Here is a 23,470-nt window from a genome sequence, read left to right on the forward strand (position 1 = left end):
CGAAATGTTGGAGCAGGCAACATGTACCTTAAAAAGATCGACGGACCGCGCGCGGTGAAGCTTCCCGATGGCAGTACGATGACCCGGGCGGACCTGCCGCCCCAGGAAACCCGCCGCTGGGTTGCCTCGCGCAAGGCCGCGGTGGTCAAGGCGGTGACCTTCGGCTTGATCAGCCATGAGCAGGCCAAGGACCATTACAATCTCAGCGACGAGGAATTGCTGGAGTGGGTGAAGGCTGCGACCGAACATGGCGAAGACGCCCTGAAAGTCACACGGGTCCAGAAATATCGTCAACCTTGAGTTGTAATCCTGATCCTTCCGGTTATGGTAACAGGGCGTTAACCTTTTTAGTCGAAACATGGGTACAACCTGAAGACATTGCCCGGAGACCCAAATGCGTATCTTGCTGGTTGAAGACGATCCCACCACCTCGAAAAGTATCGAACTGATGCTGAGCCATGCCAATCTCAACGTCTATTCGACCGACATGGGCGAAGAGGGGATCGACCTGGCAAAGCTCTACGATTACGATCTGATCCTGCTGGACCTCAACCTGCCGGACATGAACGGGCATGAGGTCCTGCGCCAGTTGCGCGTAGCCCGGATCGACACGCCGATCCTGATCCTGACCGGCGAGGACGATACCCAGTCCAAGATCAAGGGGTTCGGGTTCGGCGCTGACGACTACATGACCAAACCCTTTCACCGGGACGAACTGGTGGCGCGTATCCACGCGATCATCCGCCGCTCCAAGGGGCATTCGCAGTCGATCATCCGCACCGGCAAGATCTCGGTCAACCTGGACGCCAAGACGGTCGAGGTCGCGGGCAAGCCCGTGCATCTGACCGGCAAAGAATACCAGATGCTGGAACTGCTTTCCCTGCGCAAGGGGACGACCCTGACCAAGGAAATGTTCCTCAACCATCTCTACGGGGGCATGGATGAACCGGAACTGAAAATCATCGACGTGTTCATCTGCAAGTTGCGCAAGAAGCTGTCCGAGGCCACCGGCGACGACAACTACATCGAGACCGTCTGGGGCCGTGGTTACGTCCTGCGCGATCCCGAACCCAGCCAGGATGAACCCAAGGCGATCGCCGCGAACGGGTGACGGCTGGACCTTGCCTCTGACCCCGCCTATCACTTCGGGCAGGTGAGACGCGGGGGGCAGAGATGGCCAGGACAGCCTTCAGTGAAAAGACGGTCAAGGATCTGACCGAGACAGAGGCGCGAGAGGAACTCGCGTCTCTTTCGCATATTCTGGGCGAGGCGAACCGGGCCTACCACGCCGAGGACGCGCCGGAGATTTCCGACGCCGAGTATGACGCGCTGAAACGGCGCAACCTCGAGATCGAGTCGCGTTTCCCGGACCTGAAACGCCCCGACAGCCCTAGCGAACAGGTCGGCGCGGCCCCGGCCGACGGGTTCTCGAAAGTTCGGCACGCGATCCGCATGATGTCTCTGTCCAATGCCTTCGAGGATACGGACATCACGGATTTCGACGCATCGATCCGGCGTTACCTGGGCCTGGGCGCGGAGGCGCCGCTGCACTACACCGCCGAGCCCAAGATCGACGGCCTGTCGCTGTCGCTGCGCTATGAGGGGGGGAAGCTCGTTCAGGCCGCCACCCGTGGCGACGGGAGCGAGGGGGAAAACGTCACCGCCAATGCCCGCACCATCGGTGACATTCCCGAAACCTTGACCGGCGCGCCTGAGGTCTTGGAAGTGCGCGGCGAAGTCTACATGAGCCATGCCGATTTCGAGGCGCTGAACATCCGGCAGGCGGAACGGGGCGGCAAGACTTTCGCCAACCCGCGCAACGCCGCCGCCGGATCGCTGCGGCAACTGGATTCTGAAATCACCCGCAGCCGGCCGCTGCGGTTCTTCGCCTACTCCTGGGGAGAGCTCTCCGAGCCCCTGGCCGAAACGCAGATGGCAGCCATCGAGCGCTTTACGCAGCTCGGGTTTCAGACCAACCCATTGACCCGCCTCTGCGAGGGGCCGGAAGACATGCTGAAACACTACGCGCGGATCGAGGAACAGCGCGCCACGCTGGGTTACGACATCGACGGTGTCGTCTACAAGGTCAACGACCTCGACCTGCAGGCACGGCTTGGGTTCCGGTCGACAACGCCCCGCTGGGCCATCGCGCATAAATTCCCCGCCGAACTGGCCTGGACCCGCCTGGAAGCGATCGACATCCAGGTCGGTCGCACAGGCGCGCTCAGCCCGGTGGCGCGGTTGACGCCGGTGACGGTGGGCGGCGTCGTCGTCTCGAACGCCACACTGCACAATGAGGACTACATCGCCGGGCGGGACAGCAGTGGCAATTTGATCCGCGATGGCAAGGACATCCGCATAGGGGACTGGGTTCAGGTCTATCGCGCCGGCGACGTGATCCCCAAGGTGGCGGATGTGGATCTGTCCAAACGGCCCGAGGGCTCCGAACCCTACCAGTTCCCGACCACCTGTCCGCAGTGTGGATCTGACGCGATCCGGGAAGAGGGTGACGCCGTGCGCCGTTGCACCGGCGGCCTGGTCTGCCCGGCGCAGGCCGTCGAAAAGATGAAACATTTCGTGTCTCGCGCGGCCTTCGACATCGAGGGGCTGGGGGCGAAACAGGTCGAACAATTCCACGCCGACGGCTGGATCGCCGAACCGGCGGATATCTTCACGCTTGAGGCCCGCTATGGCAGCGGAATGCAGCAGCTCAAGAATCGCGAAGGCTGGGGTGAGAAATCCGCCACCAATCTCTTTGCCGCCATCGAGGAACGCCGCAACATTCCGCTGGCGCGCCTGCTGTTTGGCCTGGGCATTCGCCATGTCGGAGAGGTGGCGGCCAACGACCTGGCCAGACATTTCGGCACCTGGCAGGTCCTGGTGGCGGCCATTGATGCGGCTGGTCCTGCGGCCAAGGCGCAGCGCGAAGCCGACGCCGCCGAAGAGGCCGAACGCCGTGCAGCTGCAACAGAGGGGCGCCGCGCGCGGATCAAGGAAAGCCGGGACGCTGCCTGGGCCGATGTGCCCGCCGAGGCGCGCGCCGCCTGGGACGAGATCACCGGCATTGACGGCATCGGCGCCACGGTCGCCGTCGCGCTTGTCACCAGTTTCGCGCAGGAGGCCGAGCGCGCCTCGATCGACCGGCTGACCGCCCATCTGGACATCCAGGAAGCCGAACGGCCCGATACCGAGGGCTCTGCCGTCGCGGGGAAAACGGTGGTCTTTACCGGTTCGCTCGAACGGATGACCCGGGCCGAGGCCAAGGCGCGGGCAGAGGCGCTGGGGGCCAAGGTCTCGGGCTCGGTCTCGAAAAAGACGGATATCGTGGTCGCGGGTCCGGGCGCCGGCAGCAAGGAGAAAAAGGCGCGAGAGCTGGGCCTGACGGTTCTGGACGAGGACAGCTGGCTGGAGCTGATCGGCGCATGAGTGGACGGCCCGAGCCGCTCTGGCCCCTTTTCGCCGATCTCACCGGATTGGACGGGATCGGGCCGAAATCGGCGCAGGCCCTCGAAGCGTCGGGGATCGAAACCCCGCGCGACCTGCTGTTCACCTTGCCCTATTCCGGAATCGACCGGCACCTGAGGGACAGCGTGATCGCCGCCGAACTGCCCGGCGTCGCGACCGTCGAGGCCATGATCGGAAATCACCGTCCCGCAGCCCGGCGCGGTGGCGCCTACCGGGTCGAGGCTGACGATGCCCGCACGCGCTTTCAGGTGGTCTTTTTCCACGGCGGCGGCGAGTATATCAAACGCATGTTGCCCACCGGGCAGCGGCGCATCCTTTCGGGCCGGGTCGAACTGTTCGACGGCGTGCCGCAAATGGTCCATCCGGAACACATGCTGCGCCCCGAGGAGGCGGATCAACTGCCGGGGTTCGAGCCGGTCTACCCGCTGACGGGGAACATCACCCAAAAGCTGATGACCCGGGCGATGACCGATGCGCTCACCCGCCTGCCGGACCTGCCAGAGTGGATCGACACCGTACAGAAATCCTCCGAGGGCTGGCCCGATTGGGACGCGGCGCTGCGTGCGGCCCATGCGCCCGAGGGGCAGAAGGACCTTGCCCCGACCGCGCCGGCACGCGCCCGCCTGGCCTATGACGAGTTGATGGCGCACCAGTTGACTCTGGCCTTGGCGCGGGCGAAACGGCGGCGCGCTCCGGGGATCGTCAGCGAGGGGGATGGGCATCTGCGCGACCGGGTCCTGGCCGCGCTGCCCTACAGTCCGACCGGGGCGCAGACGCTTGCGATCCGCGAAATCGCCGAGGACATGTCCAAGCCGCAGCGCATGAACCGCCTGTTGCAGGGGGATGTGGGCTCGGGCAAGACGCTGGTCGCATTCATGGCGCTGCTGACCGCGGTCGAAGCCGGGGGGCAGGGCGTCATGATGGCCCCGACCGAAATCCTCGCCCGGCAGCACCTTGAGGGGTTGCAGCCGCTGGCCGAAAGCGCGGGCGTGGTGCTGGAGCTGCTGACAGGCCGCGACAAGGGCGCGGAACGCAAGGCGAAGCTGGCCGCTCTGGCGCGGGGGGACATCCAGATCCTTGTTGGCACCCATGCGGTGTTCCAGGCCGATGTCGCGTTTCACGACCTGCGGTTGGCCATCATCGATGAACAGCATCGGTTCGGCGTGCGGCAGCGGATGGAACTGGGCAAGAAAGGCGTGGGCGCCGATGTGCTGGTCATGACCGCCACGCCGATCCCGCGCAGCCTTGCGCTGGCGCAGTACGGCGACATGGATGTATCGGTTCTGGACGAGAAACCGCCGGGCCGCAAACCGGTCAAGACGGCGCTGATTTCCAACGAACGCATGGACGAGGTTGTCGACCACCTGCGTCGCGCCATCGCCGAGGGGCGGCAGGCCTACTGGGTCTGCCCGCTGGTCGAGGAAAGCGAAAGCTCGGACCTCGTGGCCGCCGAGGCGCGGTTTCAGCACCTGCGGGCGGCGCTTGGTGAAGGGGTTGTGGGCCTTGTGCACGGCCAGTTGCCGCCCGCGGAAAAGGACGCGGCGATGGCGCGTTTCGTGGCCGGAGAGACCGCCGTCCTGGTGGCGACCACGGTGATCGAGGTGGGGGTGAACGTGCCCAATGCCTCGATCATGGTGATCGAACGGGCCGAAAGTTTCGGGCTGGCGCAGTTGCACCAGCTGCGCGGTCGTGTCGGACGGGGTGAGGCGGCCTCGACCTGCCTGCTGATGTACCAGCCCCCGCTGTCCGAGACCGGCATGAAACGCCTGACGACCCTGCGCGAAACCGAAGACGGGTTTCGCATCGCGGAGGTCGACCTTGAGATGCGCGGCGCCGGTGACGTGATCGGCGTGGCGCAATCCGGCTTGCCACGGTTCCGGGTGGCGGACCTGGAGCGCCAGGCGGCGCTGATGTCCGTGGCCCAGTCCGATGCCCGCAGGCTCTTGGCAGAGGACCCGGACCTGACCGGACCCCGCGGGCAGGCGGCGCGCCTGCTTCTCTGGCTGATGCGGCAGGACGAGGCCATCCGCCTGATCGGTGTCGGATGACGTGAAACGGCCGGGGAGGCCGTGTTCCTCTTGCCGCTCACAATTTGTTCTCAAATGTTCTCATTAAGTTCTTTACAGGGTGTTAATAATGTGAGAACAAAGGGTCAACAAACGGAACATTGGAGCCGAGCCATGATCGACACCGTCAAGACCGTCCTGACCCGCCAGCACGATACGCTCTGGCAGGATGCGCTCGGCGCCGTTGCGCTGGCGGTGATCTTCATCGGTGCGCTGCACCTTCCGTCCGTTTTCTGAGTTTCTGCCTGCGTGTCTGTAGCCTTGGTCTTTCGCACATCTCCTGTCCCGATGTGCCGCCTGTCCCCAGATCGGTTCGCCTGCCTGTAACCGGTCACGACCACGGGTTCCTATGGATCAACACGCTCCTTGCCGCCGCCTCCTTGTCCCGGAGTGCGGCGGCTTTTTTCGTTCAGGGATAAGGGAATGAGCCGCTCAGGCGGACTGCGAGTCGCGCGCTTCCTCGACCGCCTGGCTGGCCGCGTCCAGCGCCAGCATGATCGAGGCATGGCGGTTCTTGTAGGCCGCGGCAGGGCGCAGGACCTCAAGCCCGTCGAAGGGGGCGGGCGGGGTGGGGCCGTCCTCTTTCAACATGGCGCGCAGGGCATCGCGGGCGGCCTGAATTTCCTCGGGGGTGCGTCCGATTATGGCGCCACCCACGACGGACGCCGCTGCCTGGCCCAGGGCGCAGGCCTTCACGTCCTGGCCAAAGTCGGCAACCTTGCCGTCCTTCATGGTGAGGTCCACCGTCACGGTCGACCCGCACAGAGGCGAGCGTTTCTTGACACTGACCTGCGGATCCTCGAGCCGGGCATTATGCGGAATATCCGCCGCCAGTTCGAGGATGCGACCGGAATAGAGCTTGATCAGGTCGGTTTCGCCGCTCATGGCTTTCTCCTGCTGCAGGTCTCCCATACATAGGCGGCACCGTCCCCGATGCAAAAGGTTTTTCCAATGGGTTTCGACACCTCCACACTAAAGTATGATGAGCGCGGCCTGATCCCCTGTATCGCGCAGGACGCCGAGGGGGGCGAGGTGCTGATGATGGCCTGGATGAATGCCGAGGCCGTGGCCAAAACGCTGGAATCGGGCCGCGTCACCTATTGGTCGCGGTCGCGGCAGTCCTTCTGGATCAAGGGCGAGAGCTCCGGACACGTTCAGGAACTGGTCGACTTGCGGGTGGATTGTGACCGGGATTGCCTGTTGGCGCTGGTGCGACAGACCGGCCCGGCGTGCCACACCAACCGGCGCAGCTGTTTCTACACGGCACTGCGCGATGGCGACGAGGTCGAACTCATGAAGCCGATGACCGAGTAGTGGCTCAGGTCGTCAGGCCCACCATCTCGCGGATGTCCTGTGGGCTGCGGCCTTCGGCGCGATAGGTGGCTATTGCGCGGGCGTCGTCACGTTTGGCCAGGCGTCGGCCGTTTTCATCGCGGATCAGGCGGTGATGCAAGTAGACAGGCGTTTGCAGTCCCAGGAGCGCCTGCAAAAGGACGTGGATCTGCGTGGCATCGAAAAGATCTTCTCCGCGGATCACGTGGGTGATGGCCTGCGCGGCGTCATCCAGTACGACCGAAAGATGGTATGATCCGAGAAAATCTTTCCGGGACAGAACGATATCGCCAACCCCTGATGTCAGGTCAGTGCTAGAGACGGTGATCCTGCGACCGGGTGTGCGACCGTCCGGACCGGTTTCAACGAAACCGGCCAGCGGTGCTGGCAAGGCCGCCTGCGCGGCGGCCATGTCCAGTCGCAGCGCCATTCCTTTGGGTGGCTTGGCCGTGTCGCGTGGATGGCGATGCCGGCAGGTGCCCGGGTAGATCACGCCATCCGGACCATAAGGCACCTCCACGCCCTCCTGCGGGGCGGAAACAGCGGCGGCAATGTCGCGGCGCGTGCAACTGCACCCATAGAGCAGGCCACGAGACCACAGATCCTGAAGCGCCGCGCTGTAGGCCTGCGTGCGGTCGGACTGCCGCATTGGCGGGGCATCCCATGTCACGCCGAGCCACGTCAGGTCCTCGAGGATCTGGCGGTCCCATTCGGGGCGCGAACGGGTATGGTCGATGTCCTCGATCCGCAGCAGGAAACGGCCTGAGGCAGCGCGCGCCAAATCATGTGCCAGAAGCGCCGAATAGGCATGCCCCAGATGCAGAGGGCCGGTTGGCGAAGGCGCAAAGCGCGTTGTGAACGTCACTTTTTTTCAACGACATAAACGGTTGAGGCGATGTTCTTTCCGGGAAGGTGGGGGCCGTGTTCCTGAAAGAGTCGTGTCAGGCTGCCGTCTGCGATACGGCGATCCACTAGCGCTTCGAATTCCGGATCCTCCAGCGTGTGATCGTTGAAGGAAAAGACGCACATCGCGCCTGCGTCCAGCGCGTCGAAGATCCGCTCCAGTGCATTCAAAGGGGCTGCCCCTGCGCCGATCACACCGATGGCCGCGATGGCGGCATAGCCCTCGGGCAACGGATCATCCGTGCCGATCCGGGACAGGTTACGGTATGTCTGGCGCTCTCGCGCCAGCTCCAACATGCCGGGCGACAGGTCGACACCGTCGATGGTCGTGAAGCCTGCCAGGCGCAGAGCCAGCCCCGACAAACCCGTGCCGCAGCCGAAATCGAGGATCGGCGCGGTCGTGTCCGGCATGAAAGCGTGCAGGGCTTCGGCGCAGCGGCGTGGCGTGGCATAGCCCTCGCCTTCGACCGCTGCGTCATAAGTCTTTGCCCAGGCGTCATAAAGATCGCGGGTCTCTTCGTCTGTGCGGGCCTTGTAGACCTTGTCGAAATAGGGATCGCTCATAGGCGCAGGGTTCTACTCCGCGGCTTGGCCGTCAACCCCCTGTTCGGCGAGCCAGGCGCTCCAAACTTCCTTGGCGCGGTCGGTGTAGCCCTTGTAGCGTTCCCGGCGTCCCTTGCGGCCACCGCGCAGCCCTTCGAGCGGGCGGAACAGGCCGAAGTTGACGTTCATCGGCTGGAAGGTCTTGGCTTCGGCGCCGCCGGTGATGTGGTGGATCAGGGCGCCGTGGGCGCTGTCCTGCGGCACGGAAGGCATTGTCTTTCCAAGGATTTCCGAGGCGGCCATGCGTCCGGAGATCAACCCCATTGCCGCGGACTCGACGTAGCCCTCGACCCCTGTGACTTGACCTGCGAAGCGAATATTCGGCTTGGACCGCAGGCGCATTTGATCGTCCAGAAGCGTCGGGCTGTTCAGGAAGGTGTTGCGATGGATGCCGCCAAGGCGCGCGAAACTGGCATTTTCCAGCCCGGGAATCATCTTGAAAACAGAGGTTTGCGCGCCGTACTTCATCTTGGTCTGGAAGCCGACGATATTGTAGAGCGTGCCCAGGGCGTTGTCGCGGCGCAACTGCACCACGGCATAGGCTTTCTCCTCGGGCTTGTGCGCATTGGTCAGGCCGATGGGTTTCATCGGGCCGTGGCGCAGGGTCTCGCGTCCGCGCTCGGCCATGACCTCGATCGGCAGGCAGCCGTCGAAGTAACCTGCTGTTTCGCCTTCGTGAAATTCGGTCTTGTCCGCTGCCAGCAGGGCGTCGATGAAAGCCTCGTACTGCTCCTTGGTCATCGGGCAGTTGAGATAGGCCTTGCGCTCTTCCTCTGTCTCGCCCTTGTCATAGCGAGATTGCCGCCAAGCCACTGACATATCTATGCTTTCCGCGTAGACAATCGGCGCGATCGCATCGAAAAAAGCCAGCCGGTCAGAGCCGGTCTCACGCTGGATCGCCTCGCCCAGGCCGGGGGAGGTCAGCGGGCCGGTGGCAAAGATCCACTGGCCATCGTCCGGGAGTGTGTCGATTTCCTCGTATGAAATCAGGATGTTGGGGTGGGCCTGCAAGGCGTCGGTGACGCTCTGTGCAAAGCCTTCGCGGTCCACGGCCAGGGCTCCGCCCGCGGGCAGACGCCGGTCATAGGCGGTGGCCATGATCAGCCCGCCGGCCTGCAGCATTTCCCAATGCAGCAACCCCACGGCATTCTGTTCGTGATCATCCGACCGGAAAGAGTTGGAGCAAACCATTTCTCCAAGATTTCCAGTCTGATGCGCGAAGGTCTTCACCTTGGGGCGCATTTCGTGAAGCACCACTTTCACGCCCATGTTGGCGGCCTGCCAGGCCGCCTCGGATCCGGCCATTCCGCCGCCGACGATATGCAATTCCTGTGTCATGGCGCGCATCTAGGCCAGGACAGCGCCGCTGCCAAGACCCCTCCGAAGTTTGTACGTTTTGTACGAAACGTACGCCATTTCCGACGTTTTGTACAAACCGCTCAGAAAGCCTTAACCCTTTTGCCAGTCGGGCGGGCGTTTCTCCAAAAAGGCAGAGATCCCCTCGTTGGTATCGCGCCACAGCATGTTCTCGACCATGACCTGCCCGGCGTGGGCATAGGCCGCGTCCAGGTCCATCGTGATCTGTTCGTAGAAGGTGCCCTTGCCGATCTTCACTGCCGCCGTCAGCTTGGCGGCCACGGTTTCGGCCAGGGCGCGCGTCGCATCCTCGAGCTGGTCATGGGGCACGACCTTGTTGACCAGGCCCGCGGCCTCGGCCTCTTCGGCCGAGAGGAAGCGACCGGTGGTCAGCATCTCGAAGGCCTTCTTGCGGTGGATGTTGCGCGTCAGCGCCACCATCGGCGTCGAACAGAACAGACCGATGTTCACACCGTTCACGCCAAAGCGCGTGCCCTCGGCCGCCACGGCCATGTCGCAGGAGGCGACCAGCTGGCAACCGGCGGCGGTGGCGATGCCATGTGCCTGGGCAATCACCGGCTGGGGCAGGCGGGTCAGCCCGCTCATCACGCTGGCGCAGCGGGTGAACAGATCGGCGAAATAGGCGCGGCCGCCGTCCTCGGCCTGGCGGCCGGCCTGCATCTGTTTCAGGTCATGCCCGGCGCAGAATGCCTTGCCCGCGCCCGAGATCACGACGACACGCGTTTCGCGGTCTTTGACCAGGGCGTCGATCTGGTCCTGCAGCGCGGCCAGCATCTCGTCCGAGAGCGCGTTCAGCCGCTCGGGCGCGTTCATGTGCAGATGGGCGATGCCATCCGTGTCGCGACGTTCCAGGATTTGCATCTTGTCCTCCTCGTTTGGGCCAGATTAGCTGCCGCCAGATCGGGAGGAAAGACGGTGACGCTGAAACTGAATGCCGCAGAGGTGAGTGAGTACCTGGAAGAGGTTTTTCCCCAGGTGGATGGCATGTTCGGGATCGACAGGCTGGACGAGGACCTGCTGGTCATGCGGCTTTACAACAATGAGCGGCACCTGCGGCCCGGCGGCACGGTGTCGGGCCCGGCGATGTTCAGCCTGGCGGATGTGGCGGCCTATGTGGCGACGCTGGCGCGAATCGGCAAACAGGCGCTGACGGTCACCACGCATTGCTCGATCGATTTCATGCGCAAACCTGCCGCCGGGGTCGACCTTCTGGCAGAGGCGCGGGTGCTGAAGCTGGGCCGCACGCTGTCGGTGACGGATGTGCTGCTTTACAGCGAGGGCGAGGCCAAGCCGCTGGCCCATGCCTCGCTGACCTATTCGATCCCGCCGCGGGGATAGGGGCGTCCGCGGCTTCTTTGGTTTTGCAAATACCTCGGGGGGAGTCGCCCGCAGGGCGCGGGGGGCAGCGCCCCCCAACGATTTTTCTCAAAAATCGTTTCCCCTCAGGGCATCAGCTTCAGCACATAGCCGGGCAGGGCAAAGGCGGCCTTATGCACCTCGGGCGTGTAGTAGTCGCAGGCGATGCCGGCGCTGGCGAAACGCTCTGTCAGGTCCTTGACCGTCACGCTGCGCGCCGCGCCATCGGTGCCCCAGCCAAAGGCCATCGGTCCGCCCGCGTAGGTGGGCACCGTCGCCATGTAACAGGTGGCATCCGCAAAGAGCGCCTGGAAGGCGCGCATGGTGTTGGTGAGTTCCTCGCCCTGCAGAAAGGGTACGCCATTCTGCGTGACAAGAACTCCGCCCGGGGCCAGTGCGCGTTTCGCATGGCCGTAGAAGGTATCGGTGAAAAGGACTTCTCCGGGACCGATGGGGTCGGTGCTGTCGACGATGATCACGTCATAGCCGCCCTGGGTGACCTTCATGAACTCGGCCCCGTCCGCGATCACCAGGTCCAGCCTTTCATCTTCGAAGGCGCCCTGGGACAGCATCGGCAGGTATTGCTTGGAGAATTCGACCACGCCGGCGTCGATCTCGACCATCGTGACCTGTTCGACGCCGGCGTGTTTCAGCACCTCGCGCGCCATGCCGCCATCGCCGCCGCCGACGATGCAGACCCGTTTCGCCGCGCCGTGGGCGAGGATCGGGACATGTGTCAGCATCTCGTGGTAGATGAAATTGTCGCCCTCGGTGGTCTGCACCACGTCGTCCAGCGTCAGCATCCGGCCAAAGGTGCCGTTCTGAAAGACGCGCAGGCGCTGGTGGTCGGTTTCGCTGTCGTACAGCAGCTCGTCGACGGTAAAGCTCTGGGCGTAGTGGCCGTGCAGCGCTTCGCGCATCCAGGTCTTGTCGGTCATCGGGTCGGTCTCCTTGCGGCATGCGGGCGGCAGGATAGCCGCGCCGCGTGTCATCTCAACGGGGGACATGAAAAAAGGGCGGCCGGGGCCGCCCTCGTTCGGGAACGGGTCCGGCGTTCAGGCCGCGATACCCGCCTCGGCCACCACGCCTTCGCCGCGCTTGAGCTCCTTGACGCGCACGTCGGCGGTCGAGAAGGCGCGGCCCAGAACGTCGACGGCCTTCCACGGTTCGGCATCGCCGCACATGAAGACGTCGAAGGCGCCGTAGCCGATTTCCGGCCAGGTGTGGACCGAGATATGGCTTTCGGCCAGCACCGCCACGCCGCTCACGCCCTGGGGCGAAAACTTGTGCGTGTGGATGTGCAACAGAGTCGCGCCGCAGGTCTCGACGCAGTCGCGAAAGGCCTGCTGGATGCGGGCCTCGTCGTCCAGGCCCTCGCCGTCGACCACCTCGATGATCAGGTGAGTGCCCGCGAAGACGCTGCCGTCGCGGCGGATGAAGTGATCGTCGCGGCTCTCGTCAAAGACGTCGCGCGGCAACACGGATTGATTAGCGGGGGCCAGACCCCGGGTGGTGTCTTCCTCTTGGGCGCCTGTCTCCAGACCGTACCCCAGTTGGAAGAGGTTGATGTCCTTCATGACATGCCTCCTTCAAGCCAGCAGTGCGTTCCAGTCGGTCCCTTAGCGCCCCCCGAAGACACATGAGCCCAGCACGAGGGCTGGGCGTCCGGGTTGGGATCGGGTCCGAAAGTGAGGCCCACCTAAGAGCCTGCCCCGAGTCGTTCAAGAGGAAATTGCTGCAAGCGCGAGAAAAATCGCCATGCGGTCCGGGCAAGGCGGTCAGGGCGCGGCGCCGATCCCCCAGAGCAGGCCGAAGGCGATCACCGCCAGGCTGGCCAGGGCGGCGTATCCCGTCAGCTTCCAGCGGCAGAAGGGGCGTTCGCCGAAGGTGCGCCCGTCGAGGCCGGAGACGACCACCTTCATCGGCGTGTCGTTCCAGCGGTAGTGCAGGATCCAGACCGGCAGCAGGATGCGGCGATAGCGGATGCCCGAGGTGTCGGCGTTGAAGCCGATATTGGACACGCGGCTCTTGTTGATATGGCCCTTGATCCGGTTGCGGATCAGCAGCCTCTTGTCCGCCTCGTTGGCGGACAGGCCCTCGGCCACGCTTTGATGATGGCGTTCGGCGGCGAACCCGGCGAGATACCCGGCGCGGTAGGGGCGCAGGCGGCGCGGGTCGAAATGGTGCAGGATGCCGTCACGGATCAGCGGCGTCACATGCGGGCTGGCGGGCATCAGGAGATCGTCGAAATCCACCGTCATGCGGCCGCTGGTGCGCCGGGTGCGGCGGTTCTTGCCGCTGCCGGTGGTGTAGCTGGCCCAGTAGTCGACCGCCTCGGTGCTGTCGAAGGTCCAGAACGGGGCGTAAAGCCCCGCAACACGGCCTTTTTCAACGGTTGCGGCCAGGCCATTGGGGGCCGCGAGCCGCCCGCGCACCCAGTCCAGCGCATGTTTCTGTGCATCCTTTTCCGGAACCCGAAAGGGGATCAGCGCGGTGGTGCGATAACCCGTGTCGGCCGAGGACAGCACCACGGCGCCGTCGCAATATGGGCAGCGGTCCGACAGGGCGGCCCCGGTGAACACCACCTCGCCGCCGCAGGTTTCGCAGCGATGCGCACGGCTGTCGGGCAGGTCCGGCGGCAGGGTTTCGGGCGTGTCCGCGTGATAGTCCGTCTCGGCGCTGGCGGCCCCGTCCCAGGGCGTTTCCAGCGTCCGGGTGTCGCCGCAACTGGTGCAGGCCAGCGCCTGCGCGGCGGGATCGTAGAGACACTGGCCGCCGCAGTTCGGGCAGCGCAGTTCTGACTGGTCGGTGTCGATCATGTTCATGAATCGGCGTCCGAGAGCGCGCTGGCGATGTGCAGCAAGATTTCAAGACGCAGCCAGGACCGCGCGATGGCCCCGTCGAGATCGCCCGAGGCGCCCCAGTCACCGATGATCGTGGCGAAAAACCAGGTGGCCATTGCCCAGATCGCAATCCAGGACCATCCCGCGATGGTGCGCAGGAAGCCGGCCGATCCCTGTTTCAGCTCGTGCTTGGCCTCGTAGACGTGGACCAGCTTGCGCATGGCCCCGGCGCCGACGGCGGTCGAGACCGCAAGCAGGGCGAGGCCGGAGAGGATTGGACCGAGGAAAGAGAGTGGTTGCATCGGGGGTCATGTCGTTGTTCGGGCGCAGACTGCATGGCGGTCCGGTGCATCGCAAGGCGGTTTTCCCTGACCTTGTGCAGGGTTGGAGTAGCGTCGAAATTTGGGGTATTTTGATACCGTAATTGTAATGGATTGATTTTACTTGTTTATTTTTGCATCGGTGCGCTTGACTGGGAAAATCGCCTGCGTATAACGGCGCAATCGAATTCAGGGCCGGGGCTTTGCCTCGGCTTTCTCACTCGAAACGGACCGATACATATGAAAACCTACTCTGCAACTCCGGCAGACATCGACAAGAAATGGATCGTGATCGACGCCGAAGGCCTCGTTCTGGGCCGTCTCGCCTCGATCGTCGCCATGCGGCTGCGCGGCAAGCACAAGCCTTCCTTCACCCCGCACATGGACTGTGGTGACAATGTCATCATCGTGAACGCGGACAAGGTGCAGCTGACCGGCAAGAAGCGCGAAGAGAACTTCTACTGGCACACCGGCCACCCCGGCGGGATCAAGTCGCGCACCAAGGCGCAGATCCTTGAAGGCGCCCACCCCGAGCGCGTCGTCTTCCAGGCCGTCAAGCGCATGCTGCCGGGCAACCGCCTGTCGCGCAAGGTGCTGACCAACCTGCGCATCTACGCCGGCGCCGAGCATCCGCACGAAGCCCAGAACCCCGAGGTTCTGGACGTGAAATCGAAGAACTCCAAGAACACCCGGGTGACGAAATAATGGCTGATCAGATCAACTCTCTGGAAGAGCTGGGCGCAGCAGCCGGCGTCGAGGACGTCGTCGTCGCCGAGGAAGCCCCGCGTGAGCCGGTCCGTGATGAACTGGGCCGCTCCTATGCTACCGGCAAGCGGAAGGACGCGGTTGCCCGCGTCTGGATCAAGCCGGGCTCCGGCAAAGTCACCGTCAACGGCAAGGAAATGGACAAGTACTTTGCCCGTCCGGTGCTGCAGCTGATCCTGCGCCAGCCGTTCCAGGTGGCCGGTGTCGAAGGCGAATTCGATGTCTATGCCACCGTCAAGGGCGGCGGCCTGACCGGCCAGGCCGGCGCGGTCAAGCACGGTGTCTCGAAGGCGCTGCAGCTTTACGACCCCTCGCTGCGCGGCCCGCTCAAGGCGGCCGGTTTCCTGACCCGCGACAGCCGTGTCGTCGAGCGTAAGAAGTTCGGTAAGCGCAAGGCGCGTCGTTCGTTCCAGTTCTCGAAGCGCTGATCGTATCGATATCGCGATTGCAGGGGCCCTTCGGGGTCCCTTCTTTTTTTTTGGTGGGTGGGGGTTCCACCCCCATGCTTGCCTGTGGCAAGCCCCCCGAGGTATTTGGAAACCAAAGAAGCAGGGTAAGCGCATGGAGACGGTGGGGATCGAGGACGCAGGTCGGCTGGCCCGGGTGGTGTCGGGCGAGGTGGACCCTGCGAAGCTCTCGCTGTTTTCGGTGATGAAGGACGAGATCGGCTTTCTGCCCGCCTGGCTGGCGCATCACCGGGCGATCGGCTACGAGCAGTTCCTGATCTGGGACGATGCCTCGTCCGACGGGTCGTTCGAGTTCCTGTGCGCACAAGGCGACGTCGTCGTGATGCGGTCCGACGGCATGGGCTATGGCAGCCCGATCCGCTACCGCGATCCCGAAGGGGTCGTGCGCGACGAGCGGCTGGGCGTTTATTTCAAGATCGCGCTGCCGGCGCTGTTCTTCGACGGTGCCTACGTTAGCTACCTTGATGCGGATGAGTTCCTGATCCTGCCGCCGGGTGTCGGTTCGATCCGCGAGGTTGCGGACCGGCTGCGGGCGGAGGGCGGGCCTTCGGCGGTGGCCTCGGTGGTGGAGTTCTTTCCGGCCTCTGCATCCGGGCTGTCGGGGCGCTTGCCGGAAAGCTTTGACGGGCTGATGGCGGCCTATCCGCATTTCCAGTGCGAGCAACTGGTGGCCCTTCGGGAGGGGGCCCAGCCCGAGTTGATGGGCAAGTCCAAGACGGCCCGCCTGTTCGAGCGGTACGGGGTCGCGCCGCAGGTGGTGCGGCGGGGGTGGCAGCGGATCTGGATGTCGTCGCGTGCGAAAAAGGCGCAGCAGTTCCAGAAATCGCCCCGGCACAAGACGCCATTGGTGCGGCGCGATTCGCACAGCCGCCTGACCGGCTCGCACTATGGCAACCTGCCGCCCTCGTCCGAGGTGCTGCTGACGGTCGCGCATTTCGTCTTTACGGCGCAATTCGCCGACAAGATCGACCGGGCGACCGCCTGGGGCGCCCATGCCAATGCTGCCGCCAAGTATCGCTATTACGCCCAGTTGCTGGAAAGGATGCGGGGTGTCGAGGATGGGTTCCTCGACGCGGATTCGGTGGCCTACGAGGGGCCCGAGCAACTGCTGCGCTGCGGGCTCATGCGCTGGTAGGCGCCAGCACGAAGCGGGCCGAGGGCCAGGCCTCGGCGACCTGGGGCAGGCGGCGGGCCGCCGCCTCGTAGACGGGGGCATAGTGGCGGGCGATCTCGCCTTCCAGTTCCTCCGAGAGGCCGGACCCCTTGGCCCGGCTGTTGACCGCGCGCATTCCGGCCTGGGCGTCCACGGCCACACCCGCGAAGCGCGACAGGTCGGCGATTCCATTGGCCGTGAACAGCGTCTCGAACGGGGTCAGAAAGACGTCGCCGTCGTCAAAGACAGCCTCGATGGCGGACAGGGTCCGGTCGTAGCGGCTGCGCGCCTCGGCCTCCGGGGTGGCGTAGAAGGCGCGCAGGGGGGCCTCGTTCTCGGGGGCCTCGGGGAGGCGGCCCTTTTCCATCTCCATGCGCAGGTGAGAGCGCAGGCGGTCGACCGGGTCACGCATGGAAAACAGCAGTTTGACGGCGACGCCCCGGCTGGCGAACCCGTCCCGGATGCGCGCCAGAAGTTCGACGGGAAGCGCTGCGTAGGACGGGGTGATGTCGCCGGTGCGGGTGATCCCTTGCTGTGACAGCAGCCCGGCGAAATAGTCGAAATAGGCGTCTTCGTCCCGTTGCAGGCGCCAGCGCAGGTGCGCTGCCGGTTCCAGAGCGCCAAGCGCGACCTTGGCATGGGCGCGCAGCTTGCCCAGGGCAGTGGGTTCCGGCGCGCGGTAACGGGCAAAGACGCCGCCCAGGCGGTGCTCCCAGGCCTGGTATTCGCCCAGGCGGCCGAAATCCGATCCGGGCTGGCGCGCCAGGTAGGCCTGGATCCAGGAGGATCCGCATTTCTGGCCCCCGAGGCCGAGAAAGAAGGTCTTGGTCATCCTGGCTCCCTGGCGGCGGTCACGGCGCGCGCCTCTTGCTTCTTTGTGCCGGAAATACCTCGGGGGACTTGCCCCTGGCAAGCGGGGGCGGTGCCCCCGCCCGGTCCCTTCTACTGGTCCGGCGGCAATAACCCCAGCCCGCGCAGGTAGACGCCGATGCCCGATTCCAGCAGGTCCTCGGGCGGGAAGGGGGCCTGGCTGCCGGGCGAGTTGCGGGCGAACAGCTCGACCACCCCGTGGCTGAGCGCCCAGATATGGGCCGAAAACATCGCCGGAGGCGGACGTTTTTCGGGCGGGATATGCTGTGACAGTTTCTCGGCCGCGGTTTCCAGCACCGCGCGGGCCCGGGCCGAGGCCATCGCCAGTTCCGGCGAGTGGTTGACCGACACCCCGGATTCGAACATCGCGATGTAATGGCCGGGGTACTTGCGGGCGAAGGCCAGGTAGGCGCGGCCCGTTGCCTCGAAGGCGGCCAGCGCCGATGGCTGCCCCTTGTCATAGGCGTATTGCATGACATCGGCGAAAATCTCATAGCCCTGGCGCGCGGCCTCGGCGATCAGGTCCTCGCGCCCGGAAAAATGCCGGTAGACCGCCGCCGGGGTGACACCCGCCTGTTTCGCCGCCTCCGAGAGCGTGAAGCCCGAGGGGCCTTTCTCCTCGATCAGCTTCAGCGCGGCCTCGACCAGCGCCTGGCGCAGGTTGCCGTGATGGTATCCGCGTTTCTTGACCATGTCCGGCCCGTCAGGCCTCCCAGATCTCCGGCCCGCCGAGAATCCTGGAATCCGTCGCGCCGAGGGCTTTCACGTCCTTGCGCGCATAGTCCAGGTGAGTCAGCACATGCCGGATCGCGGCCAGCCGGGCGCGTTTCTTGTCGTCCGAGCGCACCACCGTCCAGGGCGCGGTGGCGGTGTGGCTGCGGGTCAGGGTTTCCTGGATGGCGGCGGAATAGGCGTCCCAGCGGGCCAGCCCCTCGACGTCGATGCGGCTGAGCTTCCACTGTTTCAGGGGGTCGTTCTCGCGTTTCATGAAGCGGCGCAGCTGTTCGGCGCGGCCCACGTTCAGCCAGAACTTGAAAACATGGATGCCCTCGTCCACCAGCATCTTTTCGAAGGCGGGGACCTGGGTGAAGAAGTGCTCGCGCTGTGCGTTGTTGCAGAAGCCGAAGACATGTTCGACCACGCCCCGGTTGTACCAGGACCGGTCGAAGAAGACGATTTCGCCCGCCGCAGGAAGATGGTCGATGTAGCGCTGGAAATACCATTGGGTCTGTTCGCGGTCGGACGGCGTGCCAAGCGCCACGACACGGGCGCCGCGCGGGTTGAGGTTCATCCGGAAGCGTTTGATCGTGCCGCCCTTGCCGGCGGCATCGCGCCCCTCGAAGACCAGCGCAAGGCGGGCACCGGTTTCCTTGGCCCAGGCCTGCATCTTGACCAGCTCGATCTGCAGGCGCTCCATCTCCTTGTCGTAGGCCTTGCGCTTCATCTCCTCGGAATAGGGATAGCCGGTGTCGAGGATGTCGTCCTTGTCGGCGCGGCTGATCGCCTCGCGCACGGGCTTGGGGGCGTCATGCTCGAAGTAGCTGGAAATGGCGCCGTCGAAGGGGAGCGTCATGGAGGGCCTCGCGCGTCTAAGTGACCGGCACTATGGGATGTTAAGAGGATTAACGCAAACCATTGTCGGGCCTGTGACAGGGCGGACGACGACCCGGGGTCAGCGCAGGCCGGCGCGGGCCGTGGCGCGGCGCACGGCCTCGATCACGGCGCCGGGGCGGGCGTGCTGGGGCATGTGGCCGACACCTTCCAAGGGGGTGACGCGGGCATCGGGCAAGAGCTTGTCGGCGGCGACGCTGTGGATTTCATAGCCCACGGTGGTGTCGGCGGTGCCATGCACCAGCTCGACGGGAATCGTCATCTGCGGATAACGTCTGGACATCTCGACAAGGGCGGGGCGCAGGGCGGCGACCTGGCGGCCATTGGCGCGGATCGTCTCTCGCCGCAGGCTGAGGCCGGGTCCGATGTGGTCGAGGTAGCCCTCTGGCACACCCTGGGGCGCAAAAATGCCCGCCACCGCCTGCCGGGCGCGGTCTTCGGAGTAGTAGGCGGTCACGAATTGCGGCACGACGGCGCCCCCCAGCGGGTTTCCCAGCACCTGGTACTGGCTGTCGAGCGATCCGGGCCAAGGCATGATCGCGCCGCCCAGGCTGACGACGGCGGCGGCATCCTGGTCCAGCCCCCAGGCCATCGCCACCGCCCCGCCAAAGGAATGGCCGACCACCACGGGCCGCCTGATCCCCAGCTTTGCCGCCGCCGCCGCCAGCGCGGCAGCCTGGTCCTGCGGGGTTTCCGCGCGGGCATTGAAGGCGCCCTGAAAGCGCGCCTCGCGCGTGGTGTAGCCCAGCCCGGGACGGTCGAAGGCGGTCACGCGATAGTCGCGCGCCAGCCGGTCGACCAGTTGAAAGGTGAAATCGCGCAGGTTGCCGCTGGCGCCATGCAGCAGCACCACGTCCGGGCCGCGGCCTTTCTGGACGTAGTGGACCCGCAGGCCATCGACCTCGACGAACCGGCCCACGGGGGGCCAGCGTGTCTCTGCCTCGCGCTCCATGCGGTCGGCGCGCATCTGCGTGACGGCGCAGCCGCCCAGCAGGGAAAGAAGAAGAACGGCACCCAGGATACGTAACACCTTTTACTCCGTGACGGACCGGACCCCTGTCAGGCTTCGACAGGGGCCTTTCCGATTAAGGATAGGTCGAAAGGCGTCGACTGGTAGATCTGGTTGATCCAGTTTCCGTAAAGAAGATGCGCATGGCTGCGCCAGCGGTTCTGCGGCGGTTTCGACGGATCGTCGTCCGGGTAGTAGTTGGCCGGCACGTTGATCGGGTTCCCCGCCGCGAAATCGCGGTCGTATTCTTCCTTGAGAGTGCCGCTGTCGTATTCGAGATGGTTGAAGATATAGAGCGCCCGGTGGCACGGGTCCTCGACCAGGCAGGGGCCGGTTTCCTCGGAGTCGATCAGGATCGGCAGGCCGGCGGCCGTCACCTCGTCACGGTGAATTTCCGTCCAGCGCGACACCGGGATCACCATGTCGTCGGAGAACCCGCGCAAGTAGGGCGAGGCCGGTTCCAGGTTGCGGTGCCGCACCGCGCCAAAGGCCTTGGCCTCGAGCATGTGTTTCTTCACGCCGTGGAAATGATTGATCATCGCCATCCCGCCCCAGCAGACGCCGAAGGTGGAATGCACATGGGTCTGGGTCCAGTCGAAGACCTGGCGCAGCTCGTCCCAGTAGGTGACCTCGTCGAAGGGCAGATGCTCGATCGGCGCACCGGTGATGATCAGCCCGTCGAACTTCTCGCCGGAGGCGGCCACCTCGGTGAAGGGGCGATAGAAGGTCTCCATGTGCTCGGCGGCGGTGTTCTTGGTCTGGTGCTCGGACATGCGGATCAGGCTGAACTCGATCTGCAGCGGCGTGGCCCCGATCAGGCGGGCAAACTGGTTTTCCGTCTGGATCTTCTTGGGCATCAGGTTGAGCAGACCGATGCGCAGCGGGCGGATGTCCTGCCGGGCTGCCTGTTCCTCGGTCATGACCATGACACCCTCACGCGTGAGCACATCGAAGGCGGGCAGGTCGGAGGGCAGCTTGATGGGCATCGGTCGGGTCCTTTCACGGCGCGGAGGCCTAGATAGGGGATCGGCTGTCATGGGGCAAGCAGGAGAAACGGGCCACCCGCACGGTTCCGGGCCAATTGGCCGGGGCGGAGCCGGGGCAGCGGTGAAAACCGGGGATGAGGCGGGGGGGAAGGGTCGCGTCAGGGCGGCCCTGTGCCGGCCGCATGCGTCCCTGCCCGGATCTCGGGTCCGCCCCTGCGGGCACCGGCGCGACGATGGGGCCGCGCCCCGGTTTGCCCGCCGGTCTTTCCGAATGTGAACCACGATGTTCGCATATGCGCCCGACACTATGTGTCGGGGCCAGGCCTAGCAACAGCCCGGGGCGGATCGGGCAAAGATAATACCGGTGACGTCCATTTCTTGTGCAGGAGACCGTTCCGGGGCCGCGCGTCAGCCCTGCGGCAGGGCGGCGGCGATCAGCTCGATGAAATCGGCCTGGTCGCGGACCTGAGCCATATCCGTGGCCTCGACCGTCACGCCCCATTTTTCGGCCATCGCCTCGTAGAGCGGCTGGCGGTGGGCCAGCGCCTGGGCATAGGTCCAGCGGATGAAGGTGTCGGGGTCGACCTGCTGTTCGGTCAGGCCGAATTCGTCCAGGTAGCGCGCCCAGGCATCTTCGAGGAAGGCAGGCTGGTAGGCCATCGGCTTGGGCGCCCGGTCGAAGCGGCGGATCAGTTCCTCGGTATGGGCCTCGCTGCCCTTGATCCAGACCATCAGGGCCTGCTGGCTGAGCGCGGTCAGGATCTCGTCCTCGGGGTCGGCGGGATCGACCCATTCGCAGATGCTGCCGCCGGTGTCGCAGATGAAATGCGGGTAGCCATAGAGATCCTCGGCCCGCCAGATGAAATACTCGGTGTCCAGCAGGGCCTGGCGTTCGGCGCGTTCGAATTGCGACTGGCGCAGGCGGTAGGTGTCCATCGTCAGGCCGCCAAGTTCCGGGTTGCCGGGCTTGCCGAGGTAGGTCGAGACGGGCGTGAGGTTGTCGAAGGAGATGTTGGAGCCGATGTAGATCGAATCCGTCAGCAGCAGCTTGCGCAGGAAGGGCACCTGCATGGCGTGACGCTTGGCGTTGTCGGCGATGTATTCACCCATGTAGCGGGTGCCGATGCGGTAATCGATGGAATAGTGGAACCAGCCGCCTTCCTCGCGCAGCAGGTTCGACACATGGGTCTTGCCGAGGCCCGACATGGCATAAAGCACAACGCGTTTGCGGGGCGCATCGCGCCAGGCCTGGGCAGTGGGGTAGAGCATCGCGGATCGCATCCCGTTAAGTCGGTTTGGACCGGATTACGCGGGCCGTGCGCCCGCGTCAAACCCTGACCGCCGTCCGGAACAACCGCCCATCCAGAACGCACAGGCCAAGGGCAAGCAGCGCCAGCCCCGCGTAGGCGCCCGGGTGCAGGTCCTCGGCGCGGACGAGGGCGCCAAGTGCGATGGCCGTGGGCGGGATCAGCAGCGTGACCAGCATCAGGTTGCCCGCACCCGCCATCGCAAGCACACGGTAATACAACAGATAAGCCAGCGCGGTGGCGATCAGCGCGTAGTAGAGAATGCCGATCCAGGTGGCAGAAGACAGCGCGAGGCTGGGCAGCCCCTCGGTCATCAGGGTCAGCGGCGCCATGACCAGAGTCGAGGAGGTCAACATGCCGGCGGCGGCGGCCAGGGGTGCCAGCCCGCGCAGATGGACGCGCGCCCAGGCCCCCGCACAGGCATAGGAGAAGGTCCCGGCAATCACCGCAAGCTGTGCGGTCGAGGTCAGGTCGAGGCTCAGCAGCGCCGCCGGGCCGATCGCCGTCACCACGCCCGCGAACCCCAGTGTGACACCCAGCGCCTTGCGCGTGGTCAGCCGCTCGTCGGCAAAGACCGCCGCGGCCACCAGCACCCCGAAGATCGCCGTCGTTGCGTTGAGGATCGAGGTCAGGCCCGAGGGGATGTGCAACTGGCCCCAGGCCATCAGGGTGAAGGGGATCACGTTGTTGAGCACCCCCATGACCAGCAGGCCGCGCCAGATGCGCCAGCCGCGCGGCAGGGCGATCCCGCGCCAGAGGATCACCGGCCAGAGCACAAGCGCCGCAATGCCGGTGCGAAAGAGGACGGAGGTCAGCGGCCCGATCTCGTCCAGCGCGGTGCGGATCGCAAGAAAGGAACAGCCCCAGATCAGGCCCAGCAGGATCAGCTCGGCCCAGGCGCGGGGGGAAAGGGAGGTCTGTGTCATGGTTCCGGAGTAGCCCCGAGAGGCCCGCCGCGCGATCCGGAACCTGCGCATTGGACCGCGCCATACGAAAAACCCGGGGCCGCTGGCAGCCCCGGGTCACTCCGTCCGGTC

Annotated in this window: 26 protein-coding genes; 10 read left to right on the forward strand and 16 right to left on the reverse strand. The window is 65.1% G+C overall.

All coding sequences use genetic code 11. The annotated features are described in order from the left end of the window. Positions 1-21 precede the first annotated feature (21 nt). From sciP to BLQ71_RS26950, 5 genes are all read left to right on the forward strand, one after another. Positions 22-300, forward strand: a complete 279-nt coding sequence (sciP, locus tag BLQ71_RS01840; RefSeq protein ID WP_043139226.1) for a CtrA inhibitor SciP — start codon at positions 22-24, stop codon at positions 298-300. 94 nt (positions 301-394) lie between these two features. Next, positions 395-1,111: a response regulator transcription factor CtrA gene (ctrA, locus tag BLQ71_RS01845; protein WP_043139223.1), complete on the forward strand. Its 717-nt coding sequence runs from the start codon at positions 395-397 to the stop codon at positions 1,109-1,111. Positions 1,112-1,173: 62 nt separating this feature from the next. Further along, a complete protein-coding gene (gene ligA, locus BLQ71_RS01850; protein ID WP_074620507.1) occupies positions 1,174-3,426 on the forward strand; it encodes an NAD-dependent DNA ligase LigA in 2,253 nt (750 codons plus the stop codon). Beyond that, complete coding sequence (gene recG, locus BLQ71_RS01855) at positions 3,423-5,513, forward strand: ATP-dependent DNA helicase RecG (RefSeq protein WP_074620508.1); 2,091 nt, start codon at positions 3,423-3,425, stop codon at positions 5,511-5,513. Before ligA ends, recG begins: the two co-directional genes overlap by 4 nt. 132 nt (positions 5,514-5,645) lie before the next feature. Then, positions 5,646-5,768, forward strand: coding sequence for a hypothetical protein (locus BLQ71_RS26950; protein ID WP_261394632.1), 123 nt, complete (start codon positions 5,646-5,648; stop codon positions 5,766-5,768). A gap of 195 nt (positions 5,769-5,963) precedes the next feature. Here the strand turns inward: BLQ71_RS26950 and BLQ71_RS01860 are convergent, their stop codons facing one another. After that, positions 5,964-6,416: an iron-sulfur cluster assembly scaffold protein gene (locus tag BLQ71_RS01860; RefSeq protein WP_074620509.1), complete on the reverse strand. Its 453-nt coding sequence runs from the start codon at positions 6,414-6,416 to the stop codon at positions 5,964-5,966. 48 nt (positions 6,417-6,464) lie between these two features. On the opposite strand from BLQ71_RS01860, the gene hisI reads away from it, so the two are divergent. Beyond that, complete coding sequence (gene hisI, locus BLQ71_RS01865) at positions 6,465-6,845, forward strand: phosphoribosyl-AMP cyclohydrolase (protein WP_074620510.1); 381 nt, start codon at positions 6,465-6,467, stop codon at positions 6,843-6,845. A gap of 4 nt (positions 6,846-6,849) precedes the next feature. Here hisI and gluQRS read toward each other — a convergent pair whose 3' ends face one another. From gluQRS to BLQ71_RS01885, 4 genes are all read right to left on the reverse strand, one after another. Then, positions 6,850-7,728, reverse strand: a complete 879-nt coding sequence (gene gluQRS, locus BLQ71_RS01870; RefSeq protein ID WP_074620511.1) for a tRNA glutamyl-Q(34) synthetase GluQRS — start codon at positions 7,726-7,728, stop codon at positions 6,850-6,852. Then, the gene (locus BLQ71_RS01875) at positions 7,725-8,330 is read right to left on the reverse strand and encodes a class I SAM-dependent DNA methyltransferase (RefSeq protein WP_074620512.1); all 606 of its coding nucleotides are present in this window, start codon (positions 8,328-8,330) and stop codon (positions 7,725-7,727) included. The genes gluQRS and BLQ71_RS01875 overlap by 4 nt, the downstream gene beginning before the upstream one ends. 12 nt (positions 8,331-8,342) lie before the next feature. Beyond that, the gene (gene trmFO, locus BLQ71_RS01880) at positions 8,343-9,707 is read right to left on the reverse strand and encodes a methylenetetrahydrofolate--tRNA-(uracil(54)-C(5))-methyltransferase (FADH(2)-oxidizing) TrmFO (protein WP_074620677.1); all 1,365 of its coding nucleotides are present in this window, start codon (positions 9,705-9,707) and stop codon (positions 8,343-8,345) included. Between the two features lie 111 nt (positions 9,708-9,818). Next, the gene (locus tag BLQ71_RS01885; RefSeq protein ID WP_074620513.1) at positions 9,819-10,607 is read right to left on the reverse strand and encodes an enoyl-CoA hydratase; all 789 of its coding nucleotides are present in this window, start codon (positions 10,605-10,607) and stop codon (positions 9,819-9,821) included. 123 nt (positions 10,608-10,730) lie between these two features. On the opposite strand from BLQ71_RS01885, the gene BLQ71_RS01890 reads away from it, so the two are divergent. Further along, on the forward strand, positions 10,731-11,084 hold the full coding sequence (locus BLQ71_RS01890; RefSeq protein WP_373286048.1) for a PaaI family thioesterase: 354 nt from the start codon (positions 10,731-10,733) through the stop codon (positions 11,082-11,084). A gap of 104 nt (positions 11,085-11,188) precedes the next feature. Here BLQ71_RS01890 and speE read toward each other — a convergent pair whose 3' ends face one another. The 4 genes from speE to BLQ71_RS01910 form a co-directional block, all read right to left on the reverse strand. Beyond that, complete coding sequence (speE, locus tag BLQ71_RS01895) at positions 11,189-12,040, reverse strand: polyamine aminopropyltransferase (RefSeq protein WP_074620515.1); 852 nt, start codon at positions 12,038-12,040, stop codon at positions 11,189-11,191. Positions 12,041-12,157: 117 nt separating this feature from the next. Further along, the gene (gene speD, locus BLQ71_RS01900) at positions 12,158-12,679 is read right to left on the reverse strand and encodes an adenosylmethionine decarboxylase (RefSeq protein WP_074620516.1); all 522 of its coding nucleotides are present in this window, start codon (positions 12,677-12,679) and stop codon (positions 12,158-12,160) included. Between the two features lie 201 nt (positions 12,680-12,880). Then, on the reverse strand, positions 12,881-13,927 hold the full coding sequence (locus BLQ71_RS01905; protein WP_133065641.1) for a TFIIB-type zinc ribbon-containing protein: 1,047 nt from the start codon (positions 13,925-13,927) through the stop codon (positions 12,881-12,883). After that, the gene (locus BLQ71_RS01910; RefSeq protein WP_074620518.1) at positions 13,924-14,247 is read right to left on the reverse strand and encodes a hypothetical protein; all 324 of its coding nucleotides are present in this window, start codon (positions 14,245-14,247) and stop codon (positions 13,924-13,926) included. Before BLQ71_RS01910 ends, BLQ71_RS01905 begins: the two co-directional genes overlap by 4 nt. Before the next feature lie 258 nt (positions 14,248-14,505). On the opposite strand from BLQ71_RS01910, the gene rplM reads away from it, so the two are divergent. The 3 genes from rplM to BLQ71_RS01925 all read left to right on the forward strand — a co-directional run bounded on the left by rplM (position 14,506) and on the right by BLQ71_RS01925 (position 16,632). After that, positions 14,506-14,970 (forward strand): 50S ribosomal protein L13, encoded by a 465-nt coding sequence (rplM, locus tag BLQ71_RS01915; protein ID WP_043139095.1) that lies wholly within the window; start codon positions 14,506-14,508, stop codon positions 14,968-14,970. Continuing rightward, positions 14,970-15,458, forward strand: a complete 489-nt coding sequence (gene rpsI / locus BLQ71_RS01920) for a 30S ribosomal protein S9 (protein ID WP_043139093.1) — start codon at positions 14,970-14,972, stop codon at positions 15,456-15,458. Before rplM ends, rpsI begins: the two co-directional genes overlap by 1 nt. Before the next feature lie 133 nt (positions 15,459-15,591). Beyond that, positions 15,592-16,632, forward strand: a complete 1,041-nt coding sequence (locus BLQ71_RS01925) for a glycosyltransferase family 2 protein (protein ID WP_074620519.1) — start codon at positions 15,592-15,594, stop codon at positions 16,630-16,632. Here BLQ71_RS01925 and BLQ71_RS01930 read toward each other — a convergent pair. The 7 genes from BLQ71_RS01930 to BLQ71_RS01960 all read right to left on the reverse strand — a co-directional run bounded on the left by BLQ71_RS01930 (position 16,619) and on the right by BLQ71_RS01960 (position 23,359). Beyond that, positions 16,619-17,482 (reverse strand): hypothetical protein, encoded by an 864-nt coding sequence (locus BLQ71_RS01930; RefSeq protein ID WP_074620520.1) that lies wholly within the window; start codon positions 17,480-17,482, stop codon positions 16,619-16,621. The genes BLQ71_RS01925 and BLQ71_RS01930 overlap by 14 nt on opposite strands. Positions 17,483-17,592: 110 nt before the next feature. Continuing rightward, positions 17,593-18,213 (reverse strand): TetR/AcrR family transcriptional regulator, encoded by a 621-nt coding sequence (locus tag BLQ71_RS01935; protein WP_074620521.1) that lies wholly within the window; start codon positions 18,211-18,213, stop codon positions 17,593-17,595. A gap of 10 nt (positions 18,214-18,223) precedes the next feature. Next, positions 18,224-19,093 (reverse strand): polyphosphate kinase 2, encoded by an 870-nt coding sequence (ppk2, locus tag BLQ71_RS01940; RefSeq protein ID WP_043139087.1) that lies wholly within the window; start codon positions 19,091-19,093, stop codon positions 18,224-18,226. Positions 19,094-19,192: 99 nt separating this feature from the next. Continuing rightward, positions 19,193-20,161: an alpha/beta fold hydrolase gene (locus tag BLQ71_RS01945; protein ID WP_074620522.1), complete on the reverse strand. Its 969-nt coding sequence runs from the start codon at positions 20,159-20,161 to the stop codon at positions 19,193-19,195. Positions 20,162-20,190: 29 nt separating this feature from the next. Then, on the reverse strand, positions 20,191-21,126 hold the full coding sequence (locus BLQ71_RS01950; protein ID WP_074620523.1) for a homoserine O-succinyltransferase: 936 nt from the start codon (positions 21,124-21,126) through the stop codon (positions 20,191-20,193). A gap of 408 nt (positions 21,127-21,534) precedes the next feature. Further along, positions 21,535-22,395, reverse strand: coding sequence for a hypothetical protein (locus BLQ71_RS01955; RefSeq protein ID WP_043139076.1), 861 nt, complete (start codon positions 22,393-22,395; stop codon positions 21,535-21,537). Positions 22,396-22,453: 58 nt separating this feature from the next. Beyond that, positions 22,454-23,359 carry a DMT family transporter gene (locus BLQ71_RS01960; RefSeq protein ID WP_074620524.1) on the reverse strand — a complete coding sequence of 302 codons (906 nt, stop codon included), beginning with the start codon at positions 23,357-23,359 and terminating at the stop codon, positions 22,454-22,456. Positions 23,360-23,470: the final 111 nt, after the last annotated feature.

Origin of the sequence: Antarctobacter albus, from assembly GCF_900101505.1 — a bacterium.
In the GTDB taxonomy this organism is placed as follows: domain Bacteria; phylum Pseudomonadota; class Alphaproteobacteria; order Rhodobacterales; family Rhodobacteraceae; genus Antarctobacter; species Antarctobacter albus.

Excerpts from the sequence above, each read along its gene's own strand:
- sciP (WP_043139226.1), top strand. The coding sequence starts at position 22 with ATGTACCTTAAAAAGATCGACGGACCGCGCGCGGTGAAGCTTCCCGAT.
- ctrA (WP_043139223.1), top strand. The coding sequence starts at position 395 with ATGCGTATCTTGCTGGTTGAAGACGATCCCACCACCTCGAAAAGTATC.
- ligA (WP_074620507.1), top strand. The coding sequence starts at position 1,174 with ATGGCCAGGACAGCCTTCAGTGAAAAGACGGTCAAGGATCTGACCGAG.
- recG (WP_074620508.1), top strand. The coding sequence starts at position 3,423 with ATGAGTGGACGGCCCGAGCCGCTCTGGCCCCTTTTCGCCGATCTCACC.
- BLQ71_RS26950 (WP_261394632.1), top strand. The coding sequence starts at position 5,646 with ATGATCGACACCGTCAAGACCGTCCTGACCCGCCAGCACGATACGCTC.
- BLQ71_RS01860 (WP_074620509.1), bottom strand. The coding sequence starts at position 6,416 with ATGAGCGGCGAAACCGACCTGATCAAGCTCTATTCCGGTCGCATCCTC.
- hisI (WP_074620510.1), top strand. The coding sequence starts at position 6,465 with ATGCAAAAGGTTTTTCCAATGGGTTTCGACACCTCCACACTAAAGTAT.
- BLQ71_RS01875 (WP_074620512.1), bottom strand. The coding sequence starts at position 8,330 with ATGAGCGATCCCTATTTCGACAAGGTCTACAAGGCCCGCACAGACGAA.
- trmFO (WP_074620677.1), bottom strand. The coding sequence starts at position 9,707 with ATGACACAGGAATTGCATATCGTCGGCGGCGGAATGGCCGGATCCGAG.
- BLQ71_RS01885 (WP_074620513.1), bottom strand. The coding sequence starts at position 10,607 with ATGCAAATCCTGGAACGTCGCGACACGGATGGCATCGCCCATCTGCAC.
- BLQ71_RS01890 (WP_373286048.1), top strand. The coding sequence starts at position 10,731 with ATGTTCGGGATCGACAGGCTGGACGAGGACCTGCTGGTCATGCGGCTT.
- speE (WP_074620515.1), bottom strand. The coding sequence starts at position 12,040 with ATGACCGACAAGACCTGGATGCGCGAAGCGCTGCACGGCCACTACGCC.
- speD (WP_074620516.1), bottom strand. The coding sequence starts at position 12,679 with ATGAAGGACATCAACCTCTTCCAACTGGGGTACGGTCTGGAGACAGGC.
- BLQ71_RS01905 (WP_133065641.1), bottom strand. The coding sequence starts at position 13,927 with ATGAACATGATCGACACCGACCAGTCAGAACTGCGCTGCCCGAACTGC.
- BLQ71_RS01910 (WP_074620518.1), bottom strand. The coding sequence starts at position 14,247 with ATGCAACCACTCTCTTTCCTCGGTCCAATCCTCTCCGGCCTCGCCCTG.
- rplM (WP_043139095.1), top strand. The coding sequence starts at position 14,506 with ATGAAAACCTACTCTGCAACTCCGGCAGACATCGACAAGAAATGGATC.
- rpsI (WP_043139093.1), top strand. The coding sequence starts at position 14,970 with ATGGCTGATCAGATCAACTCTCTGGAAGAGCTGGGCGCAGCAGCCGGC.
- BLQ71_RS01925 (WP_074620519.1), top strand. The coding sequence starts at position 15,592 with ATGGAGACGGTGGGGATCGAGGACGCAGGTCGGCTGGCCCGGGTGGTG.
- BLQ71_RS01930 (WP_074620520.1), bottom strand. The coding sequence starts at position 17,482 with ATGACCAAGACCTTCTTTCTCGGCCTCGGGGGCCAGAAATGCGGATCC.
- BLQ71_RS01935 (WP_074620521.1), bottom strand. The coding sequence starts at position 18,213 with ATGGTCAAGAAACGCGGATACCATCACGGCAACCTGCGCCAGGCGCTG.
- ppk2 (WP_043139087.1), bottom strand. The coding sequence starts at position 19,093 with ATGACGCTCCCCTTCGACGGCGCCATTTCCAGCTACTTCGAGCATGAC.
- BLQ71_RS01950 (WP_074620523.1), bottom strand. The coding sequence starts at position 21,126 with ATGCCCATCAAGCTGCCCTCCGACCTGCCCGCCTTCGATGTGCTCACG.
- BLQ71_RS01955 (WP_043139076.1), bottom strand. The coding sequence starts at position 22,395 with ATGCTCTACCCCACTGCCCAGGCCTGGCGCGATGCGCCCCGCAAACGC.
- BLQ71_RS01960 (WP_074620524.1), bottom strand. The coding sequence starts at position 23,359 with ATGACACAGACCTCCCTTTCCCCCCGCGCCTGGGCCGAGCTGATCCTG.